This window comes from Paenibacillus sp. MBLB1832 (genome assembly GCF_032271945.1).
In the GTDB taxonomy this organism is placed as follows: domain Bacteria; phylum Bacillota; class Bacilli; order Paenibacillales; family NBRC-103111; genus Paenibacillus_E; species Paenibacillus_E roseopurpureus.
In genome coordinates this window covers 2340655-2358305 of sequence record NZ_CP130319.1, presented here as the reverse complement: position 1 = coordinate 2358305, position 17651 = coordinate 2340655, and the positions used below count along the sequence as shown (strand labels likewise).

Genomic DNA, 17651 nt, shown 5'->3' with positions numbered 1-17651 from the left:
AACATGACTATTCGGGACAAACAGGGGTTAGAACAAGCTATTCCTTAACGTGCTGAATTGGCTGTTGTGCGTTGCTGATCCGATTGCGAATTGGGCGAAGATTTCGGTGTCGGCTTCGGCGTTGGCTTAGGTGTCGCTGTTGACTTCGAAGCTGGCGTAGCCGTTGCACCAGGCGTTGGAGACGCTGCTGAAGAATCCTCTGACTGATCGCTAAGGGGCTTCAACTGCAACGTAACACTGCGCCCATCCGTTGCAGCTGATTGCTCTGACACATAACCCTCGCCTGTGGTCTGGCAATCCCATTTGAAGAAAGAGCACGCCTCAACCGCATCGCGAAGCGACTTGCCGACAAGACTTGGGAGCTGCATCTCATCAACGGGCTGTAAGGCCGCATAGATGCGCTGCGTCGACAAGATCTGTGTGCCTGCCTTCGGAAATTGATCAACCACCGAACTTCCTTTCCCAAATACCTCGAGAGAAAGACCGTTGTCCTTCGCAGTAGCCTTCGCACTGTCGACAGGAACGTCGAGCAGATTCGGCACATTCAGCTTATTTGCTTCTTTGGTTACCGTTTTCGGCTTCTTACTAGAAGCAACGCCCATATATTGAAGTGATTCCCCAACGATTTCTTTGAAAGCTGGAGCGAGCACCTGTCCGCCCAAGTGGTAGTTACCGCCTAGATCAGGCTGATCGGCAATCAGCGTGACTAGGATTTTCGGATTCTCCACAGGCGCATAGCCAATGAAAGAAATAACCCAGGTGTCCGGAGAATACCCACCACCACCTGGCAATACGATATTCGCAGTTCCTGTTTTCCCAGCAACTCGGTAATCTTCCATGAAAGCAAGCTTACCCGTACCAATCGCCTGATCCGATACGACTTGTTCCAAGTAATTGCTGACTTGCGTCGCTGTTTGCGGGCTTACGACTTGGCGAATGACTTGAGGCTCGAACGAAGTGATCGCCTTGCCTGTTTTCGGATCCAAAATATCCTTCACAATGTGCGGCCACATGAGCTTACCGCCGTTCGCCATCGCTGCGTAAGCAGCCGTTTGTTGAATCGCCGTAACAACGACTTTCCCTTGTCCATACGTCGCTGTCGCGAACTCAGACGGATATTTCATATCAATAAGTCCAGACACTTCGCCTGGCATGTCAATATTCGTTTTTTGATCAAAACCAAATTTCGTGATGTAATCCCGTAGCTTCGGCTGGGTCAGTTTCTCAATCCCCAATTTAACAAACGCAACATTACTGGATCGCTTAAGTCCCTCAAGGAATGTGATTTTTCCCCAACCGACGATGTTATGGTCATGGAGTGTACGGTCAGAAACTTGAATCGCACCCGATTGATAGGTTTCATTTGGATTGAATAACCCCTCTTCAACCGCCCCTGCCAGTGTAACAAGCTTGAAGGTAGATCCAGGCTCATAGCGAGAAGCGATCGCACCGTTCCTGAAATCACTCTGATCCTTAATGGTCCAGTATGAATTCGGGTTAAAGGTCGGCGTATTGGCCATCCCTAAAATTTCCATCGTTTGCGGATCAACGGCAATGGCCGTCAAGCTTTTCGGATGCCACTTCTCATTCACTTTCGCCAAAGCGCTTTCCAAATAAAATTGAATATTCTTATCGATCGTCAATCGCACATTACTTCCGTCTTCCGCAGGCTTGAAGTTCACCTTCGCGTCTGGCAATTCGACACCTTTACCGTCCTTCTCATAGCTCAACATGCCAGGGACGCCTTTTAGGATATCGTTCAATTTGAGCTCCATCCCGAGTGCCGCTTCGCCTTCTTTGTTCGTGTATCCCAAAATATGAGAAGCCAACGTCTCACCTGGATAATAACGCTTCTTATCTTCTAAAATGGAGATCCCGATATTCGCTTTGGTGCCCAGTTTCAACTTCGTCTGGATCGAACTGATCAGTTCACGAACCTTATCCGCTTTCTGCTTCTCAATCTTCCAGCCTTCATTACGCACTTCCACATTCGCCGCAAAGTCCGTACCATCCTGATTCTTCTTGGTCGCCCGATCCCGAATCTTGTTTACAAGCTCCGCCCTGGAGGCTTCGGATTCTTTCAGAATATCGGCGAGCCCTTGTGTAACATCCTCGGCAATATGATAGGTGTCAATCACCTTTGGATTAAGTGCAATGGTGTAAGCTGTTGCCTCAACCGCCAACACTTTGTCATTACGATCCAAAATAGAGCCACGAACAGGCATCAACACTTTGTCCGTTTCCCATCGCTTCTCTGCCTTCTCTAGCAGCCAAGAAGCTTCTACTACTTGAATCCAATAGACTTTTACCATGAGCACAACAAAAAGAAGGGTAAAGAACCCTCCGATTAACAACGATCTAAGCTTAATTTTTTTTGTCATAAGAGTACCTGCCTGTTACGGTTTAGAAGCGGATTTCGTAGTTTTCACGCTGGATGCCACCGCGGTAGCACTCGACTTCGTTTTCGACGTTGCGGTGACTTGTGCCACTGTATTTCCTTGCTTCTCCTCTTGTATATTAAACCCGAGGCGTGCAGCTTCCTCTTTTAAACGATCAGGACTTTGCAGCTTTTCCACTTCTTGTTTGAGCGCACTATTTTGTGCTTGGATCTCGCGGATCTCGCCTTGCATTTTCAAGATATTCGCATTCATCTGATAGATTGCAGCAAACCGCCAGATAATCACCCCGGCCACGATGACACAAAGCACAACCGTAAATAAGTAAAGCATTTTCTCCTGCGCAGGCAAGGAGGCATTTCGGTAAACGACCTTAGTCGTTTCTTTTATTTTCACACGTTGCTGTGGATTCGGTTTGCGTTTCGGATCAAGGGCCAAATTGCCTTGGATATATGCTGGCATTGCTGATTCCTCCTCAGATTCAGAGCTTCTCTGCAATTCGGAGTTTCGCAGATCGTGCTCGTTGATTCACTTCTAGTTCATGTTCACTAGGAACGATAGGTTTGCGTGTAACTAATTTCAATTCTCCTGCTTTCGTGCATACGCACATCGGAAAAGCTGGAGGGCATGTACATTTCGCCACATGTTTCACGAAATATTGTTTACAAATGCGATCTTCAAGCGAATGGAAGGTGATGACGGCTACGCGACCTTGAGGTGCTAGACAACGTAAGGATTGCTCTAACGCTTCTTCAAACGCGCCTAACTCATCGTTCACCGCGATACGCAGTGCTTGGAAGCTCCGTTTGGCAGGATGCCCACCTGTTCGACGAGCTGCCGCAGGAATCCCTTCTTTAATGAGCTCAACGAGTTCACCTGTTGTTTCAATCGGCTGCTTTTCTCTCGCCTCAACTATCACATTCGCAATGCGGCGGGAAAATTTCTCTTCCCCATATTCAAATAAAATTCGCGCAATTTGGTCAGCGGACCATTCATTGACGATCGTTTTGGCCGTTAAGGTTGTTTCGCGATCCATTCTCATATCCAGCTCAGCGTCCTGATGATAGCTAAACCCCCGGTCTCCATCGTCCAATTGCGGGGAGGAAACGCCGAGGTCGAATAAAATCCCATCCACTTGAGACTTCCCATCTCGCATTGCTTTCGGCACAGTCCGCAGCACATGTTCCAGTTCGCGGAAGTTGCTCTTGATAATCGCTACACGGTCAAGGTAAGGCGCTAGCACCGTCTTTGCATTCTCTAGTGCGACATCATCTTGATCCAGTGCAATGAGCAGTCCCTCTGGCCCTAGCTTTGAGGCAATCAAGGAGCTGTGTCCTGCGCCCCCCATGGTACAATCGACATAAACGCCATCTGGTTTTATATGTAATCCTTCAACAGATTCTTCTTTCAGTACAGTCACATGATGAAACACTTGTTGTCCTCCTAAAAGTTTTGCTGGAGCAAAACTGACTTCGTAAGCATTGGCTCTAAAACTATAAGTCAAAATTAAAATCGACCAGCTTTTCTGCTATTTCATTAAATGATTGTTCAGACTCATTGGCATAGCTTTCCCAAACTTGCTTGCTCCAAATCTCTACACGGTTGGAAACACCAATTACGACACAATCTTTCTCTAGTTTGGCGTGCTCGATCAGGTTGCTCGGAATATTGGCTCTTCCTTGCTTATCCAATTCACACTCTGCTGCGCCTGAGAAGAAAAACCGGGTAAACGCGCGTGCGTCTGACTTCATCAATGGCAATGCTTTCAGCTTCTGTTCGAGTATTAACCATTCGGCTTGGGGATAAACGAATAAACATTGATCTAAACCACGTGTGATGACAAAGGATTCGCCAAGGGCTTCACGATATTTAGCCGGGATAATCATTCGGCCTTTCTCGTCAATGCTATGTTGATATTCACCCATAAACATAGCATCTCGCCCCCCTTTCCCTCCACTTTGTACCACTTTTCACCACATTTTAATGATAATTCGCTAAAAACGAAAGAAATCCTGCTTAATTAGCAGGATTAATTAAATTTATTTTTCAATTTAGTTCTTTTTTGTGTCGTTTGAGTCTTTTACTCATTATCGTTCGTGTTTTCTAATTGTTCCTGATCCTTTAGTCCCAATCGGATCTGTTGCAATTTCATTTTTCGTTTGCGACGGTATACCCCAATAGGTATAGCGAGAAGAAGCAAAATGATCAGAACAGGAACCACTGCAGCTAAAAACACAAGAATGCCTTGCAGAACGGCAGCCAAAACATTCAAGCTGGAGCTCCACGCTTTTTCAATTCGCTCCATTAAGGTTAATTCGTTCGGATCAGATAACAGCGGCTTCTTCCCCGTCTGTTGGTACATACGAATCTCTATTGTGGAATAGGACACATTCTGATCCAGGTATCTCATTCTCCCCTTAATTTGCTCAATCGTTTCTTGGACTTTCGCCAATTCATTGGAGAAGGCAAGGAGATCGTCTGTTTTAGAGGCTTTCTCCATAAAACTGAGAAGTCGCGTTTCCACAAGCTGTTTGGCTGCGAGTCGCGAGCTTAAATCCACATACTCCTCGGTCACATCCTGCCCCTGTACATTTCTCTGAATCGATGGACTCAACTTCTCCAAGCCATCTAACAACGAAACAAAGCCTTTCGCCGCCACCTTGACGGTAAATGTACCACCTTTTTCATTCGTACTCGCATTCTCGGAAAATTGCAAAATGTAAGCTCCGCTCAACGCAACTAAGTCGCGCAAAGCGGTTTGCGCTTTCACATAATCCTCTACAGGCATCACTATATTCGCATGATAAATCAATTTTCGGTTAAATCCAGCATCCTGTTCACTCCCTGTGGCAGCTAATACAGCATTTGGTGCAGAGCTAGGCGCAGCCTTCAAATCCGAAGTTTCAGACTGCTTCTTATTAGCGTCAGCCACACTAGCCATAGCTGCAGGAGCCACTTTGGCAGCAACCGAATCCTTAGCACCGCCAGCCTGATTCATCGACGTCGCCACTTCAGGTTGCACCATTTTCATCTCAGAGCTTGAAGCTGTTGATGGGCTTCGATCTTCCTTGGACGAAGTTGAGCCGCAACCGGTCAGCACCCCCACCACCAAAACAATAACTGCGATCCATCCGCCTAACTTTACACTCACTTTTGCCCCCATACCTCGAACCCCCATTTCCATTTTTAGGTTATTCCCCCTCTAAACGGTGCTTGATCTCGGAAAGTTGCAGTGGTAGATGATTCAGCAAAAAGAAAAAAGCCCTTCCGCCCATGAGAAAGGGTCGAAAGGACTTTTCGTTAGCTTTTAATGCTCATCCCAGCTGTCTAGGTAAGCTTTTTGTTCGTCAGAGAGCGCATCAACGCTTGTGCCAAGGGATTCTAGTTTGTAGCGAGCTACTTGCTCATCCAGCACGTACGGAACGTTTACTACCGTTTTGCCTAGGGATTTGTATTCATCATTCACGTGCTTCAGGGACATCGCTTGCAACGCAAACGTCATATCCATAATTTCAGCAGGGTGACCGTCGCCTGCAGCTAGATTCACTAAGCGACCTTCTGCGAGGACATAAATTTTGCGGCCATCAGTCAATTGATACTCTTCGATGTTGCGGCGAACTGTGCGCTTCGAGGAGGACTGCGCTTCAAGCTCAGGTTTGTTCACTTCAACATCAAAGTGACCCGCGTTCGATAGGATTGCGCCATCTTTCATCACCTTATAGTGCTCGCCGCGAATGACATCGCGATTTCCTGTTACAGTCACGAAGAAGTCACCCAATTTCGCAGCTTCGATCATCGGCATAACTGCGAAACCGTCCATATAAGCTTCTACACCTTTAATCGCATCGATTTCAGTCACGATTACGTTGGCACCTAAGCCTTTTGCACGCATCGCTACACCTTTACCACACCAGCCGTAACCAACGACAACAACTGTTTTACCTGCAACAACTAGATTCGTCGTACGGTTAATGCCGTCCCATACGGATTGGCCTGTGCCGTAACGGTTGTCAAACAAGTATTTACAGTACGCATCATTCACAGCGACCATCGGGAAAGCCAACTTGCCTTCTTTCTCCATCGCTTTCAGACGTAAAATACCCGTTGTAGTTTCTTCCGCGCCGCCGCGCACATTCACAGCCAAATCTTTGCGCTCAGAATGCAGCAAAGATACGAGATCCCCACCGTCATCAATGATCAGATCAGGTTTCGATTCCAAAGATTTGATGAGAAGCTCTTTGTACTCTTCTGGCGTTGGGTTATATTTCGCAAACACGGTGATGCCATCCTCAACAAGCGCTGCACACACGTCGTCTTGCGTGGAAAGTGGATTACTCCCCGTAATCGTCACATCAGCTCCACCTGCTTTAACTACTTTCGCCAGGTAAGCTGTTTTCGCTTCCAAGTGCAAGGAAATCGTCACTTTCAAGCCTTTGAACGGCTGTTCTTTCTCAAACTGCTCGCGAATGCGGTTCAGAACCGGCATATGCGCTTGCACCCAATCAATTTTCAAATGCCCCTCAGGCGCCAACGCCATATCGGTCACAATACTTTTCGTTCCAGTTGTCATGTTCGTTCCTCCTACAAATAAAATACACGGTGCAACCCATCTACGGGGATCTGTGTCTCTAGCAAAGTATGTAACCAAGCATGCCCATATCGATTCAGATAAGCACACCCATTATACACTCTTTCTTGCGGCTTGGCTAACGGGAAAATGGTAAGTCGCACTCTCTCCAATTGACGAATCGCGGCATCGAATTGGGTATTGGTCGCTTCTGCAGCCTTATGCTGCAAGTAATCGATCTGCTCCACGATTTTCGCCAAATTCGTATCTCCGAGTTTCTTAATACCCGGGTTAATCGTTTGCAGCGACTCGACGAGTGGTCCATAGCTGCTTACAAAAGACGCCTTCACGCGTTCGAATTGCTCGCCCAATTTCAGCGTATCTTGCTCATCCAGCCAAGCTTGCTTCTTCTCATCAAAGCGCTCCAGCACATCAGCCAAGCTGAAATTGTATTTATCCATCTGCTTCTTGATCATACCTTCAATAAGTGTAAATTCAAGCCGCGGAGCCACAATCGGCATCTGCAAGCCGAAATGTTCGAAAGCACGCTTCGTAAGTGCCCAGTAAGCAATTTCACCTGGACCGAGTACAGTTGCGAGTACAGGGAATAAAAACTCCTGCATCAGCGGACGCGACATCACGTTATTACTCATCAACTCCGGATGGGTGAATGCCCGATCGCGAAGCTCAGCTTTCGTAAAGTGTACGGTCGACTTTTTATCCGTGAACAAGTCTCCCTCGCGGTGCAGCAGCAATCGTTGTCCCTCTGCAAAAGTGAACAAATTTGCGCCATCGGGATGGATTTCTGCTTGGATGGCATAACCCGCCGAGCTGACTTCTGTCTGACTGTGAACAAGCGCAGCCGCATAAGCCTCATTCTCATCAATGAGTCTGCCAAACATCGCAGCCTCGAGCTTGCGCAAATGCGGGTCATCGGCGTCGATCAGCACTAGACCGAATTCACCGAAAATCAACGCCATCCAACGTGCAAATGCATCACTAAGTGTTGCATCTCCGGCCGTGACAGCGCGCATTCTCTCCATTAATCCCGCCTTGAATTCGGTATCCATCAGGGAATGATCCAACTTGTTCAACGCGTCTTCCCACACTTCAGAAGCAATCGGCAGCCGACTAACTGCCGTGCGCTGTCCGGTCGGGTGCTCGACTTTGATTTTCTCGATCTGCTGCGTGTTGGAGAGCAGTTGGATGTGATTCACTTCATCGAAATCGTGATCCTCGCCTGCGATCCAGAATATCGGCACAACGGTGCGATCTAACTTCGCACTCCACTCGCGTGCCAATTGAAGAATCGTGACGGCTTTATAGAGGACAAGCAACTCACCGCCAAATAGGCCTGCTTGTTGACCGCCAACGATGGCCAGCGTCTCATGATCAACAAGCTTTTGCACATGATTTAGGGCGGCATCATGATTACCTACACGCGTATTGTAAGCGCGAAGTACCTCCGTAAGCTCTTTGCGATCTGCATGGGGTTCATGTCCACCGTCCAGCCACTGAACACGTTTCTGCCAGTCTGCTTCCCTGCCATAATGAGAAGGAAATAAGGATAGGGCCTTCTCAGTTCCCAATATATATTCTTCCGATAATTGCTGATTCTTCTTCCAATGAAAAGATGCCATTTGCATACGCGACTAGTGTCTCCTTTTCAACCCATATAAAACGACTATCCGTTAATTGTACACGTTCGCTATGTAATCGTCAAAACTGTATTTATTAAAATTACAATTACGATGACAACTCCAGCCATCGCCGCTATGTACGACGAAAAGCCGCCCCTTTCGGGACGGCTAAGACCATTAGTATAGGTGGCAAGCTACGAAGTGATTCGGTTCCACTTCTTTGCTAGGCGGCATAGAATCCGCACATTTCGCCATCGCTTGCGGACAACGTGTACGGAACGGACAACCGCTTGGCGGGTTGAGCGGACTTGGCACGTCACCTTGAAGAATGATACGCTCACGCGTACGCTCTACTTCTGGATCCGGAATCGGAATCGCAGAAAGCAGGGATTGTGTGTATGGATGTAAAGGCTTCGCATACAACGCATCAGACGTTGTTACCTCAACAAGATTCCCTAAGTACATAACACCGATACGATCGGAGATATGCTTAACCATCGCCAAGTCATGCGCGATAAACAAGTACGTTAAGCCCATTTCTTTTTGTAATCTTTTGAAAAGGTTAACGACTTGCGCTTGAACGGATACGTCCAACGCAGAGATCGGCTCATCGGCGATGATGAACTTCGGTTCGATCGCAAGTGCTCGGGCAATCCCGATACGCTGACGCTGACCGCCTGAGAACTCATGCGGGAAACGACTTGCATGCTCATCGTTAAGCCCAACAGCACGAAGCAGCTCCATAACGCGCTCTTTACGCTTTGCGCCTGTATATAAACCGTGAATATCAATACCTTCGGCAATAATATTCCCGACCGTCATACGCGGGTTCAAGGAAGCGTAAGGGTCCTGGAATACCATTTGCATATTCCTGTTAAATTCTTTCAGCTTTTTCCCTTTTAACTTATGAACATCTTCACCGTCAAAAATAACTTCACCCGAAGTTGCTTCATACAGATTGATGATCGTACGCCCAGCTGTGGATTTCCCGCAACCGGACTCGCCAACAAGACCGAACGTCTCGCCGCGTTTAATTTCTATTGAAAAGTTGTCAACAGCTTTCAGAATCTTGCCGTTTCCAAGATTAAAGTGCTTCTTCATATTGCGAATCTGCAAAATTGGTTGATCAGACTTCGACATCGTCTTAGACATGCGTCCTACCTCCCACTCCTACAGGGCGTTCAACCTTCGGTGCGTCAGGGTGCAGCAACCAGCATGCTGCTGAATGCGTATCAGATAGCACGGTATGTGCTGGATCTTCTTCTAAACAGTGATTCATCGCATATGGACATCTCGCTGCAAAAGCACACCCTTTTGGCGGAGCGAATAGATCTGGAGGTGTACCAGGAATCGGCACAAGCTCCTCGTTCGTATTCGTATCCAACCGTGGCACAGAACGAAGCAAGCCCCATGTATATGGATGCTGCGGCTCGTAGAAGATCTCATCTACGGTCCCTTGTTCGATAATTTTTCCTGCATACATAACCACGACACGTTGTGCCATATCGGCAACAACACCAAGGTCATGCGTAATTAAGATAATGGATGAGTCCGTTTTCTCCGAGATCGTCTTCATTAAGTCAATGATTTGAGCTTGGATCGTAACGTCTAACGCTGTTGTCGGCTCATCGGCAATAAGAAGCTTCGGCGAACAAGCCAATGCGATGGCGATCATCACACGTTGACGCATACCACCAGAAAGCTCATGCGGATATTGGTGAATACGCCCCTCAGGGGAGTTAATACCAACCAGCTTGAGGATCTCGATCGCTTTGTCTCTTGCTGCTTTCTTATTTAAACCTTCGTGCTTGATCAAACCTTCCGTGATTTGATCACCGATTTTCATCGTAGGATTCAAGGAAGTCATTGGATCCTGGAAAATCATACCCATTTCAGAGCCACGGATTTTCTCCATTTGTTTATTGGAAAGCTTCGTAATATCAACTTTCCCATCGAACATAATGGAGCCACTTTTTATATAACTAGGCGGAGAAGGAATTAAACGCATGAGCGTTTGTGCCGTTACAGACTTACCGCAACCGGATTCCCCTACAATCGCCAACACTTCACCTTTTTTCAAAGAGAAAGATACGCCGCGCACAGCTTGTACTTCACCCGCATAAGTACGGAATGAAACTCGCAGATCTTTCACTTCTAGCAAATTGTCTTTGATGCTCATCAATGATTCACCCCTTCTTACTTGCGCATTTTCGGATCTAGCGCATCACGAAGCCCGTCACCGAGAAGATTGAAACTCAACAAAATCAAGCTGAAAATAATGGTTGGGAAAATAAGGCGATGCGGATATAACCGGATATAATTAGCACCGTCTGACAGCAAGTTTCCTAGGGATGCCAGCGGTGGTTTAACACCAAGACCAATAAAGCTTAGGAAAGCTTCGGTAAAAATCGCAGATGGCACAACGAATGTGATCTGTACAATGATTATACCAAGCGCATTGGGGATCAAGCTACGCATAATTATTCTCATGGGAGAAGCTCCCAGTGTGCGTGAAGCTAGAACAAATTCCTGTTCTTTCAACGTGAGCATTTGCCCCCGTACAAGCCGCGCCATCGGCACCCAACCCGTAATACTATAAGCAATAATAATCGAGGAAATCCCAGAACCGATTACCATAATTAATAGAATCGCAATCAACAAGAACGGTATCGCGTACACAATTTCAATGGACCGCTGCATGATTTCATCGACTTTTCCACCATAGTACGCCGAAATCCCGCCATAAATAACACCTATAACCAAATCAATTAATGCCGCGACAATCCCGATAAACAGGGAAATCCGTGTTCCCCACCATACACGCGTCCATACATCACGCCCGAAGTCATCTGTACCGAACAAGTGAGAGGAACTTGGAACAGCATTTTTAAGTTTTAAGTTTTGTGTCTGATAATCGTAGCTTGAAACCCATGGCACAATAATCGCAAGAACGATTAAAGTTACCAGTATAATTAAGCCAGCCATAGCCAGTCTATTTTTTTTAAGTCGTCTCCATGCGTCCTGCCAATAATTGAGCGAAGGTCTTACAATCACTTCACCAGTTAAAGATTTCTTTGAAACGGGAGCAAACTTGTAGTTAGTCTCAGTTGATTCATTTGGAGTTTGCATGAACTATTTCCCGCCTTTCCCAAGACGAATTCTAGGGTCTACTAAGCCATAAACAACGTCAGTAATGAAAATAACAACAATTAAGATACTCGAGTAGAAAATAGTTAAACCCGATATCATCGTATAGTCATTTGAAGATACAGATGATACAAAATGTTTACCCAATCCTGGTACACTAAAAATTTGTTCAACTACCAACGTACCTGTGATGACATTTACAAATATTGGACCGATAATCGTAATAACCGGTAATATCGCGTTTCGAATGGTATGCTTAACAACAACTGTAAAGCTGGCCAAACCTTTAGATTTCGCTGTTTTAATGTAATCTTGATTTAAGACATCCAACATGGACGTACGCATTAAACGGGCAAGAATCGCAATCGTTCCGAACGATAGAGCAATAGCTGGTAACACTTTATAACTCGGTCCTTTCCATAGCCCAGCTGGTAGAATGCCCCATTTAACACCAACGTAATAGGAAAGCATCGGTCCCAAGACGAAAGAAGGAATGGATACACCAATAATCGCGATGAACATCGCTGTATAATCGCCAGCTTTGTTATGATTTAAGGCTGCAATAATCCCCAAAGTCAAACCAACTACAATGGCAATGACAATTGAAATCAATCCAAGTTCTAAAGAAGAAGGAAATGCTTGTTTAATAATATCGGTTACTTTGTGAGCAGGGAATTGAAAGGAAGCTCCTAGATCGCCATGGATGATGTTATTCATGAATGTCAAGTACTGTTGCCATAACGGCTTATCCAAACCATATTGCTTCAATAACATATCTCTCGTCGCTTTAGGAATCTTCTCAGCACCTTCTCCTAACGGATTACCTGGTAAGTTTTTCATCAAGACGAAAGTAACTGATGCAATGAGCCATAATGTAATAAGCGCATATAGGAAACGGCGAAGAATGAACTTAACCATATTGCTCCTCCTTTATTAGAATATAAAACAAGAAAGTTAGAAGGGGCCGCTCCCACGAGGTGCGAACGGCCCCTTCTGCACAAATACAACTAGTTGGAATTACTTAACGGAAGTCCATTTCAATTCCCACTCTTGACCGAATGATGGAAGAATCAAACCGTCAATGGATGGTTTTTTCAAGTAGGCACGAGTACGGAAGTACAATGGAGCTACACCTTGATCATCCATAAGGATTTTCTCAGCTTCCACTAAACTTTTCGCACGTTTTGTAACGTCTGTTTCGGATTGAGCTGCTTTAACAAGTTTATCGTACTCTGGATTGCTGTAGTCGCCTTCGTCAAACTCGCCGCCTGTTACCCACATATCCAAGAATGTCATTGGATCGTTGTAATCTGCGCCCCATAGGGAAAGTGCGATGTCGAAATCATGTTTGGAGGACAACTCGATACGCAAAGCATGCGGAACTGGGTTTGCTTCAGCTACATACCCGAGATTCTCTTTCCATTGTGCAAGGATGAACTCAAGTGATTTCTTAGCCGTATCTGTATCATCTGCGTTTACTTTCATTTTTGGCAGAGCAGACAAACCAAGTTCTTTCAAACCATCAGCTAGCAATTGCTTCGCTTTAGCTGCATCGAACTTCGGTTGAGTGTCACCTGCTGTTTTACGGAACTCGCCGCCAGCACCGTCAGAAGTACCGTTAGGTACTAGACCTGTGGAAGGAACGGAACCGTTAGCAAGTACTGTGTCAACATAAGCTTGACGGTCGATTGCCATACCAAGCGCTTGACGGATTTTTTTGTTCGCAAGTGCTGGTTGTTTCTTAACTTGGTACATGAGGTAAGAGTTCGTCAACTCTGGTTTAGGCAGGTTATCTGGTTTACCTTTGTACAATTTCAGTTGGTCGCGGTTAATCTCAGCCAAGTCAGCCGCGTCTGTTTCATATAGGTTTAGACCTGTATTTGGATCTTTAACGATATTGATTGTTGCTTTTGTTAATTTCACATTAGCAGCATCCCAATACTTTTCGTTTTTAACAAGCTCAAGTGTTTGGCCGTGATCCCATTTGCTCAAGATGAATGGACCTGCACCGATAACTTTGTCAGCTTCAGCGCCGTATTTGTCGCCAGCTTTTGTAACGAAATCTTCACGTTGCGGCAAGAATGTACCAAATGCAAGCATTTGCGTGAAGAATGCAACTGGTTTTTCAAGAGTAATCTCAAGCTTTTTGTCGCCAAGAACTTTAACGCCTAGAGCGTCTTGCGCTTTTTTCACTTCATCAGGAGTTTTAGCTTTAGTAACAGCTTCTCCACCTTTAATCCAAGCTACTACGAAGCTATATTGCCCTTTTGTAGCAGGATCTAAAGTACGTTTGAAGGAATAAGCGAAATCTTGTGCTTTAACTGGCGTACCATCTGACCAATTCGCATTGTCGCGGATCTCGATCGTGTAAGTAAGACCGTCAGCAGAAATTTTAGGGAAGTCTTTTGCAAGACCAGGAGTCGCTTTGCCGTCTTTATCTGTACGATATAGACCTTCGTTAAATGCGCTAATGAATGTAAAAGCAGCATTTGCTGTAGCTTTGGAGCTATCCATAACAGGCGGCTCTGCTGAGAAATTGATTTTGATTTCTTGTGGCTTTTTGGATGGTGCAGGAGTTGCAGTACCCGATGTCCCATTTGGGGATGTTGTTGGAGTTGTTTCCTCTTTTTTACCGCAACCAACCGCAACGCTACCCATGAGCGTTAATGCTACTGCTGTAGTAACCCATTTTGTCGCTTTCATATTAACTCCTCCTTTAAAATATGTATGTCTAAACATCTATGGTTAGGTGTATGTTGTCAGCTTTATTCACATAAAGACCACACCGTAAACCCGTAAATCAATGAAACCGCTTTTTCAATGTTATATTACATTACGCATATCTCTGGTAAAAAAAATTACTAGAGTCTACGCAAGGAATTATAACATATTCAGAAGGTTTGTCCACAAATAATTTACCTTTGTTTAATTGAATGGTAAAAAAATTTACCCTCACGAGTATTGATTATACAACCATCGGTCAATAAAATCTAGACGATTTTATTTGTTATTTTCTACAAATATCATAGAAATATTACAAACGCTCAGAACAATATTGCCCTGAGCATCTAAATACAGCTAATTCAATTGAAATCTAGGCGGCAAATAAGTAATTTTTTCCAATATGTACGAAAAACAATACGATGTATAAACTAGACAACCCTAGAAAACTAAGTCGCCAAACTACCCGACCAACCTTAAGTAAGTTCGTTTGCCCCTTCAAATGCGTTTGATAGCCACCAATGATGCCAAATGAAATGAGAAGCAGAAGCACAATCAGCCAAAAGCCGAATTGTGTATGGAACAGTTTATTCCACATCAAGGAAACAGACCCTAATAAGAATATCGTCGTTACATCCATGGTGAGTCTCGTTGTCATCTTCTTATCTTTTAGAAAAAAGAAGACAATAAACCATAAGACGATAAATGTTATAAATGGCGCAACAGCAAGCGCAGCATAGATCGTGGACAGAAAATTCAGGATGCCATTCATGCTTAGCCCTCCTCTTTAGTATTCGATCGCTTTTATCATCCGATACACGAAGTCGTTCATAGGCAGCTTTAGCCCTTGCTCTTTAGCAAACTGAACGAGACTGCCATTCATATAGTCAATTTCGGTTTGGCGTGAAGCTTCAATATCCTGAAGCATGGAGGAGTGATTCCAACTTGTTTTCTCACATACATCAAGGATGGATGTCCATAAATCACCTGGTAGGTCAATCTGCAGTGCTTCGGCTACGGATCGCGCTTCCTCATAGAGATCTTTCATTAAAGAAAGTGCCCATGAAGAGCTAAGCAATCCCCCGTTATTCACGCGCAAAATAGCCGTCAACGGATTAATAACCGCATTGATAACTAACTTGCTCCACACCCTTACTTCCATATTTTTCGACAAAATCGTATGGATTCCTTCTCGTTCCAGCGCTTGCGCGAACAAAAGGTGGTGTGGATTGGCGTCGATTTGCGAGCTTGGATCCATGCTACCTAAGTACGTGATGCCGCGGCCAGTATGCGCCACTGAAGATGCCGTCAGCCTTTTGGCCCCCTCTGTCGTTACCGACAGTAATACGCGCTCCTGTCCGATGAGTTCACTGAGCCTTCGTTCATGTCCGATCCCATTTTGAAAGCCTATTACGTACGTATTGGGAGACATTTGACGCTGAATCTGATCAATCAACTCATTGTTTATTGCAGCTTGTTTCACCATGAGACAGATATAGTCAATGGGAGACGATTGATTAGAATGAGCATTTAAGTCATCTATGGTTATAAACTTGAACTTGTTATCCCTTGTCAGCACAAGCTCTTCGCGATCCGGCTCTACCACCGTAATCCCGCGTGCTTGAAGCTCAAGGGCTTGCTCTTTCGTTCTAGTGACAACCGTCAAATCGTGCCCGCTTTGTGCAAGCTTTCCTGCAAATAGCAGTCCTAGCGAACCCCCGCCAATGATCATGATGCGCATTGTAATCCTCCTAAAATGATTCCATGCTTCTATTATGTGAAAAACTTCTTTTGATGTCCATCTAGGATATGCGTCCGCGTGTAACAAAAAGCCACAGTCCAAGGACTCCCTGGACTGCGGCTCTTCAACATTTTATTCATTATGCTGGTCGTTCAGCTATTCTACTCTTTCTAAATTCCCGTTCGCATCCATCTTGAAGCGCGGCTTCTCTTCTTCCTCTTCTTCCACAAGGAATGCCATTTTCCTAGCCCGGTCCATAATTTGAATAAGCGCTTTATAATCATCATTCACAACGCGATAATCCGTTTCCACTTCATTCACTTGCTTATTCAGCTTGTTATTTTCTCGGCCAAGTCTATCGAGTTCGTCCTCTTTGTCCTGCAATTCTTTTTCTAACGATTTAATATGACGATTCATATCCTGATACGTACTGCGCCATTGACGCAAGAAGCGAATAACCGCATCGATCGAAAGCGTTTCTTCGGTAAATGATTCATTTTTCCCAAGAGCTGCTTCCGTACTTTCCAGAAGTCCAATAGAATTGGAACCTGAAATAGAAACAGGAGCATGCTTCTTCAATTGTGTTCGTTTCTGACGCTGAGCTTTGGCAATCTGAATAGCCGCTTCATACTTCTTTCTAACAAAACTGTTCCAACGAAATCCGCAAGCGGCTGCTGTTCGTCCAATGCGCTCTCCAACTTCCTCAAAAGCAGATAATTGTGTACTGCCTTCACGGATATGACGTAATGTCAACTCCGCTAAAATTAGGTCGTCTTCATCGCTCCATGCATCTTGTCTAATTGCCGACATAAGGTCAAACCTCCTAAAATGATATAGGGATCTTGGTCGGAGAGCAAAGTCTCTCCGTTTCGGGAGCTTCAGAATCAGATAAAGCCTCTCCTATTGCAGTTGCATCAATAATTAAGAATCAATTGGGCTAGACATTATCCATTGATTCGTTCCATTATTACTATTTCTATGCCCGTACTAGAGTTCATAGAATCTATTTGATACTAAATGGTATTGCCAAATTTTTTGACACTCATACATGGGATTTGGATAAAAAGACATACTACCTCTATCTGATGAAATGTTTTCAATTTCGTCACCGTTTGACGGTTTACACCACTTGGATCAAAAGGTATAATGTGATGTAGTTAAAGTGCAACGTGGTACGAGAGGGGGATATAACGAGAATGGATCGCATGTTTCGGGTTCTAGGTTTTTGGACACTTGTTATCGCACTAATGAGCTTAGCTGGCGATATGATACCTATGTCTCTGATTTTCTTTTTTCAAACAGCCGTATTCGTCATTCTAGGCTATATGCGCTTGTCTGAACGTACTTACATATTGTTGTTCTGGGGATACATGATTCTCTCCTTCAGCGGATTTACGTACTGGTCATTTTTCAAAATGTCCATTTAATCCGAAAACGCG

The 17651-nt window shown here is 45.1% G+C and carries 16 protein-coding genes; 1 reads left to right on the top strand and 15 read right to left on the bottom strand.

The genetic code is table 11. The features are described 5' to 3' along the window. Positions 1-44 precede the first annotated feature (44 nt). From MJB10_RS10190 to MJB10_RS10120, 15 genes are all read right to left on the bottom strand, one after another. Positions 45-2381 (bottom strand): penicillin-binding transpeptidase domain-containing protein, encoded by a 2337-nt coding sequence (locus tag MJB10_RS10190; protein ID WP_314804339.1) that lies wholly within the window; start codon positions 2379-2381, stop codon positions 45-47. Positions 2382-2396: 15 nt separating this feature from the next. Then, positions 2397-2858 (bottom strand): cell division protein FtsL, encoded by a 462-nt coding sequence (ftsL2, locus tag MJB10_RS10185; protein ID WP_314804333.1) that lies wholly within the window; start codon positions 2856-2858, stop codon positions 2397-2399. A 19-nt stretch (positions 2859-2877) separates the two neighbouring features. After that, a complete protein-coding gene (gene rsmH / locus MJB10_RS10180) occupies positions 2878-3828 on the bottom strand; it encodes a 16S rRNA (cytosine(1402)-N(4))-methyltransferase RsmH (RefSeq protein WP_314804331.1) in 951 nt (316 codons plus the stop codon). A gap of 61 nt (positions 3829-3889) precedes the next feature. After that, positions 3890-4327 (bottom strand): division/cell wall cluster transcriptional repressor MraZ, encoded by a 438-nt coding sequence (gene mraZ, locus MJB10_RS10175; RefSeq protein ID WP_314804328.1) that lies wholly within the window; start codon positions 4325-4327, stop codon positions 3890-3892. 149 nt (positions 4328-4476) lie between these two features. Continuing rightward, positions 4477-5559: a DUF4349 domain-containing protein gene (locus MJB10_RS10170; RefSeq protein ID WP_314804326.1), complete on the bottom strand. Its 1083-nt coding sequence runs from the start codon at positions 5557-5559 to the stop codon at positions 4477-4479. A gap of 144 nt (positions 5560-5703) precedes the next feature. Next, positions 5704-6966: an adenosylhomocysteinase gene (locus MJB10_RS10165; RefSeq protein ID WP_314804323.1), complete on the bottom strand. Its 1263-nt coding sequence runs from the start codon at positions 6964-6966 to the stop codon at positions 5704-5706. A gap of 11 nt (positions 6967-6977) precedes the next feature. Then, positions 6978-8609, bottom strand: a complete 1632-nt coding sequence (gene bshC, locus MJB10_RS10160) for a bacillithiol biosynthesis cysteine-adding enzyme BshC (RefSeq protein ID WP_314804322.1) — start codon at positions 8607-8609, stop codon at positions 6978-6980. A gap of 171 nt (positions 8610-8780) precedes the next feature. After that, the gene (locus tag MJB10_RS10155; RefSeq protein ID WP_314804321.1) at positions 8781-9755 is read right to left on the bottom strand and encodes an ABC transporter ATP-binding protein; all 975 of its coding nucleotides are present in this window, start codon (positions 9753-9755) and stop codon (positions 8781-8783) included. After that, complete coding sequence (locus tag MJB10_RS10150; RefSeq protein ID WP_314804318.1) at positions 9748-10782, bottom strand: ABC transporter ATP-binding protein; 1035 nt, start codon at positions 10780-10782, stop codon at positions 9748-9750. The genes MJB10_RS10155 and MJB10_RS10150 overlap by 8 nt, the downstream gene beginning before the upstream one ends. 17 nt (positions 10783-10799) lie before the next feature. Further along, positions 10800-11732, bottom strand: a complete 933-nt coding sequence (locus tag MJB10_RS10145) for an ABC transporter permease (RefSeq protein WP_314804311.1) — start codon at positions 11730-11732, stop codon at positions 10800-10802. A gap of 3 nt (positions 11733-11735) precedes the next feature. Beyond that, the gene (locus MJB10_RS10140; RefSeq protein WP_314804305.1) at positions 11736-12668 is read right to left on the bottom strand and encodes an ABC transporter permease; all 933 of its coding nucleotides are present in this window, start codon (positions 12666-12668) and stop codon (positions 11736-11738) included. A 99-nt stretch (positions 12669-12767) separates the two neighbouring features. After that, complete coding sequence (locus MJB10_RS10135; protein WP_314804299.1) at positions 12768-14453, bottom strand: peptide ABC transporter substrate-binding protein; 1686 nt, start codon at positions 14451-14453, stop codon at positions 12768-12770. A 391-nt stretch (positions 14454-14844) separates the two neighbouring features. Next, positions 14845-15243, bottom strand: a complete 399-nt coding sequence (locus MJB10_RS10130; protein WP_314804296.1) for a DUF3397 domain-containing protein — start codon at positions 15241-15243, stop codon at positions 14845-14847. Between the two features lie 15 nt (positions 15244-15258). Continuing rightward, complete coding sequence (locus MJB10_RS10125; protein WP_314804293.1) at positions 15259-16212, bottom strand: ketopantoate reductase family protein; 954 nt, start codon at positions 16210-16212, stop codon at positions 15259-15261. A gap of 156 nt (positions 16213-16368) precedes the next feature. Next, positions 16369-17022, bottom strand: coding sequence for an RsfA family transcriptional regulator (locus tag MJB10_RS10120; RefSeq protein WP_314804290.1), 654 nt, complete (start codon positions 17020-17022; stop codon positions 16369-16371). Between the two features lie 386 nt (positions 17023-17408). On the opposite strand from MJB10_RS10120, the gene MJB10_RS10115 reads away from it, so the two are divergent. Next, positions 17409-17639, top strand: a complete 231-nt coding sequence (locus MJB10_RS10115) for a DUF2626 domain-containing protein (RefSeq protein WP_314804288.1) — start codon at positions 17409-17411, stop codon at positions 17637-17639. Positions 17640-17651 lie beyond the last annotated feature (12 nt).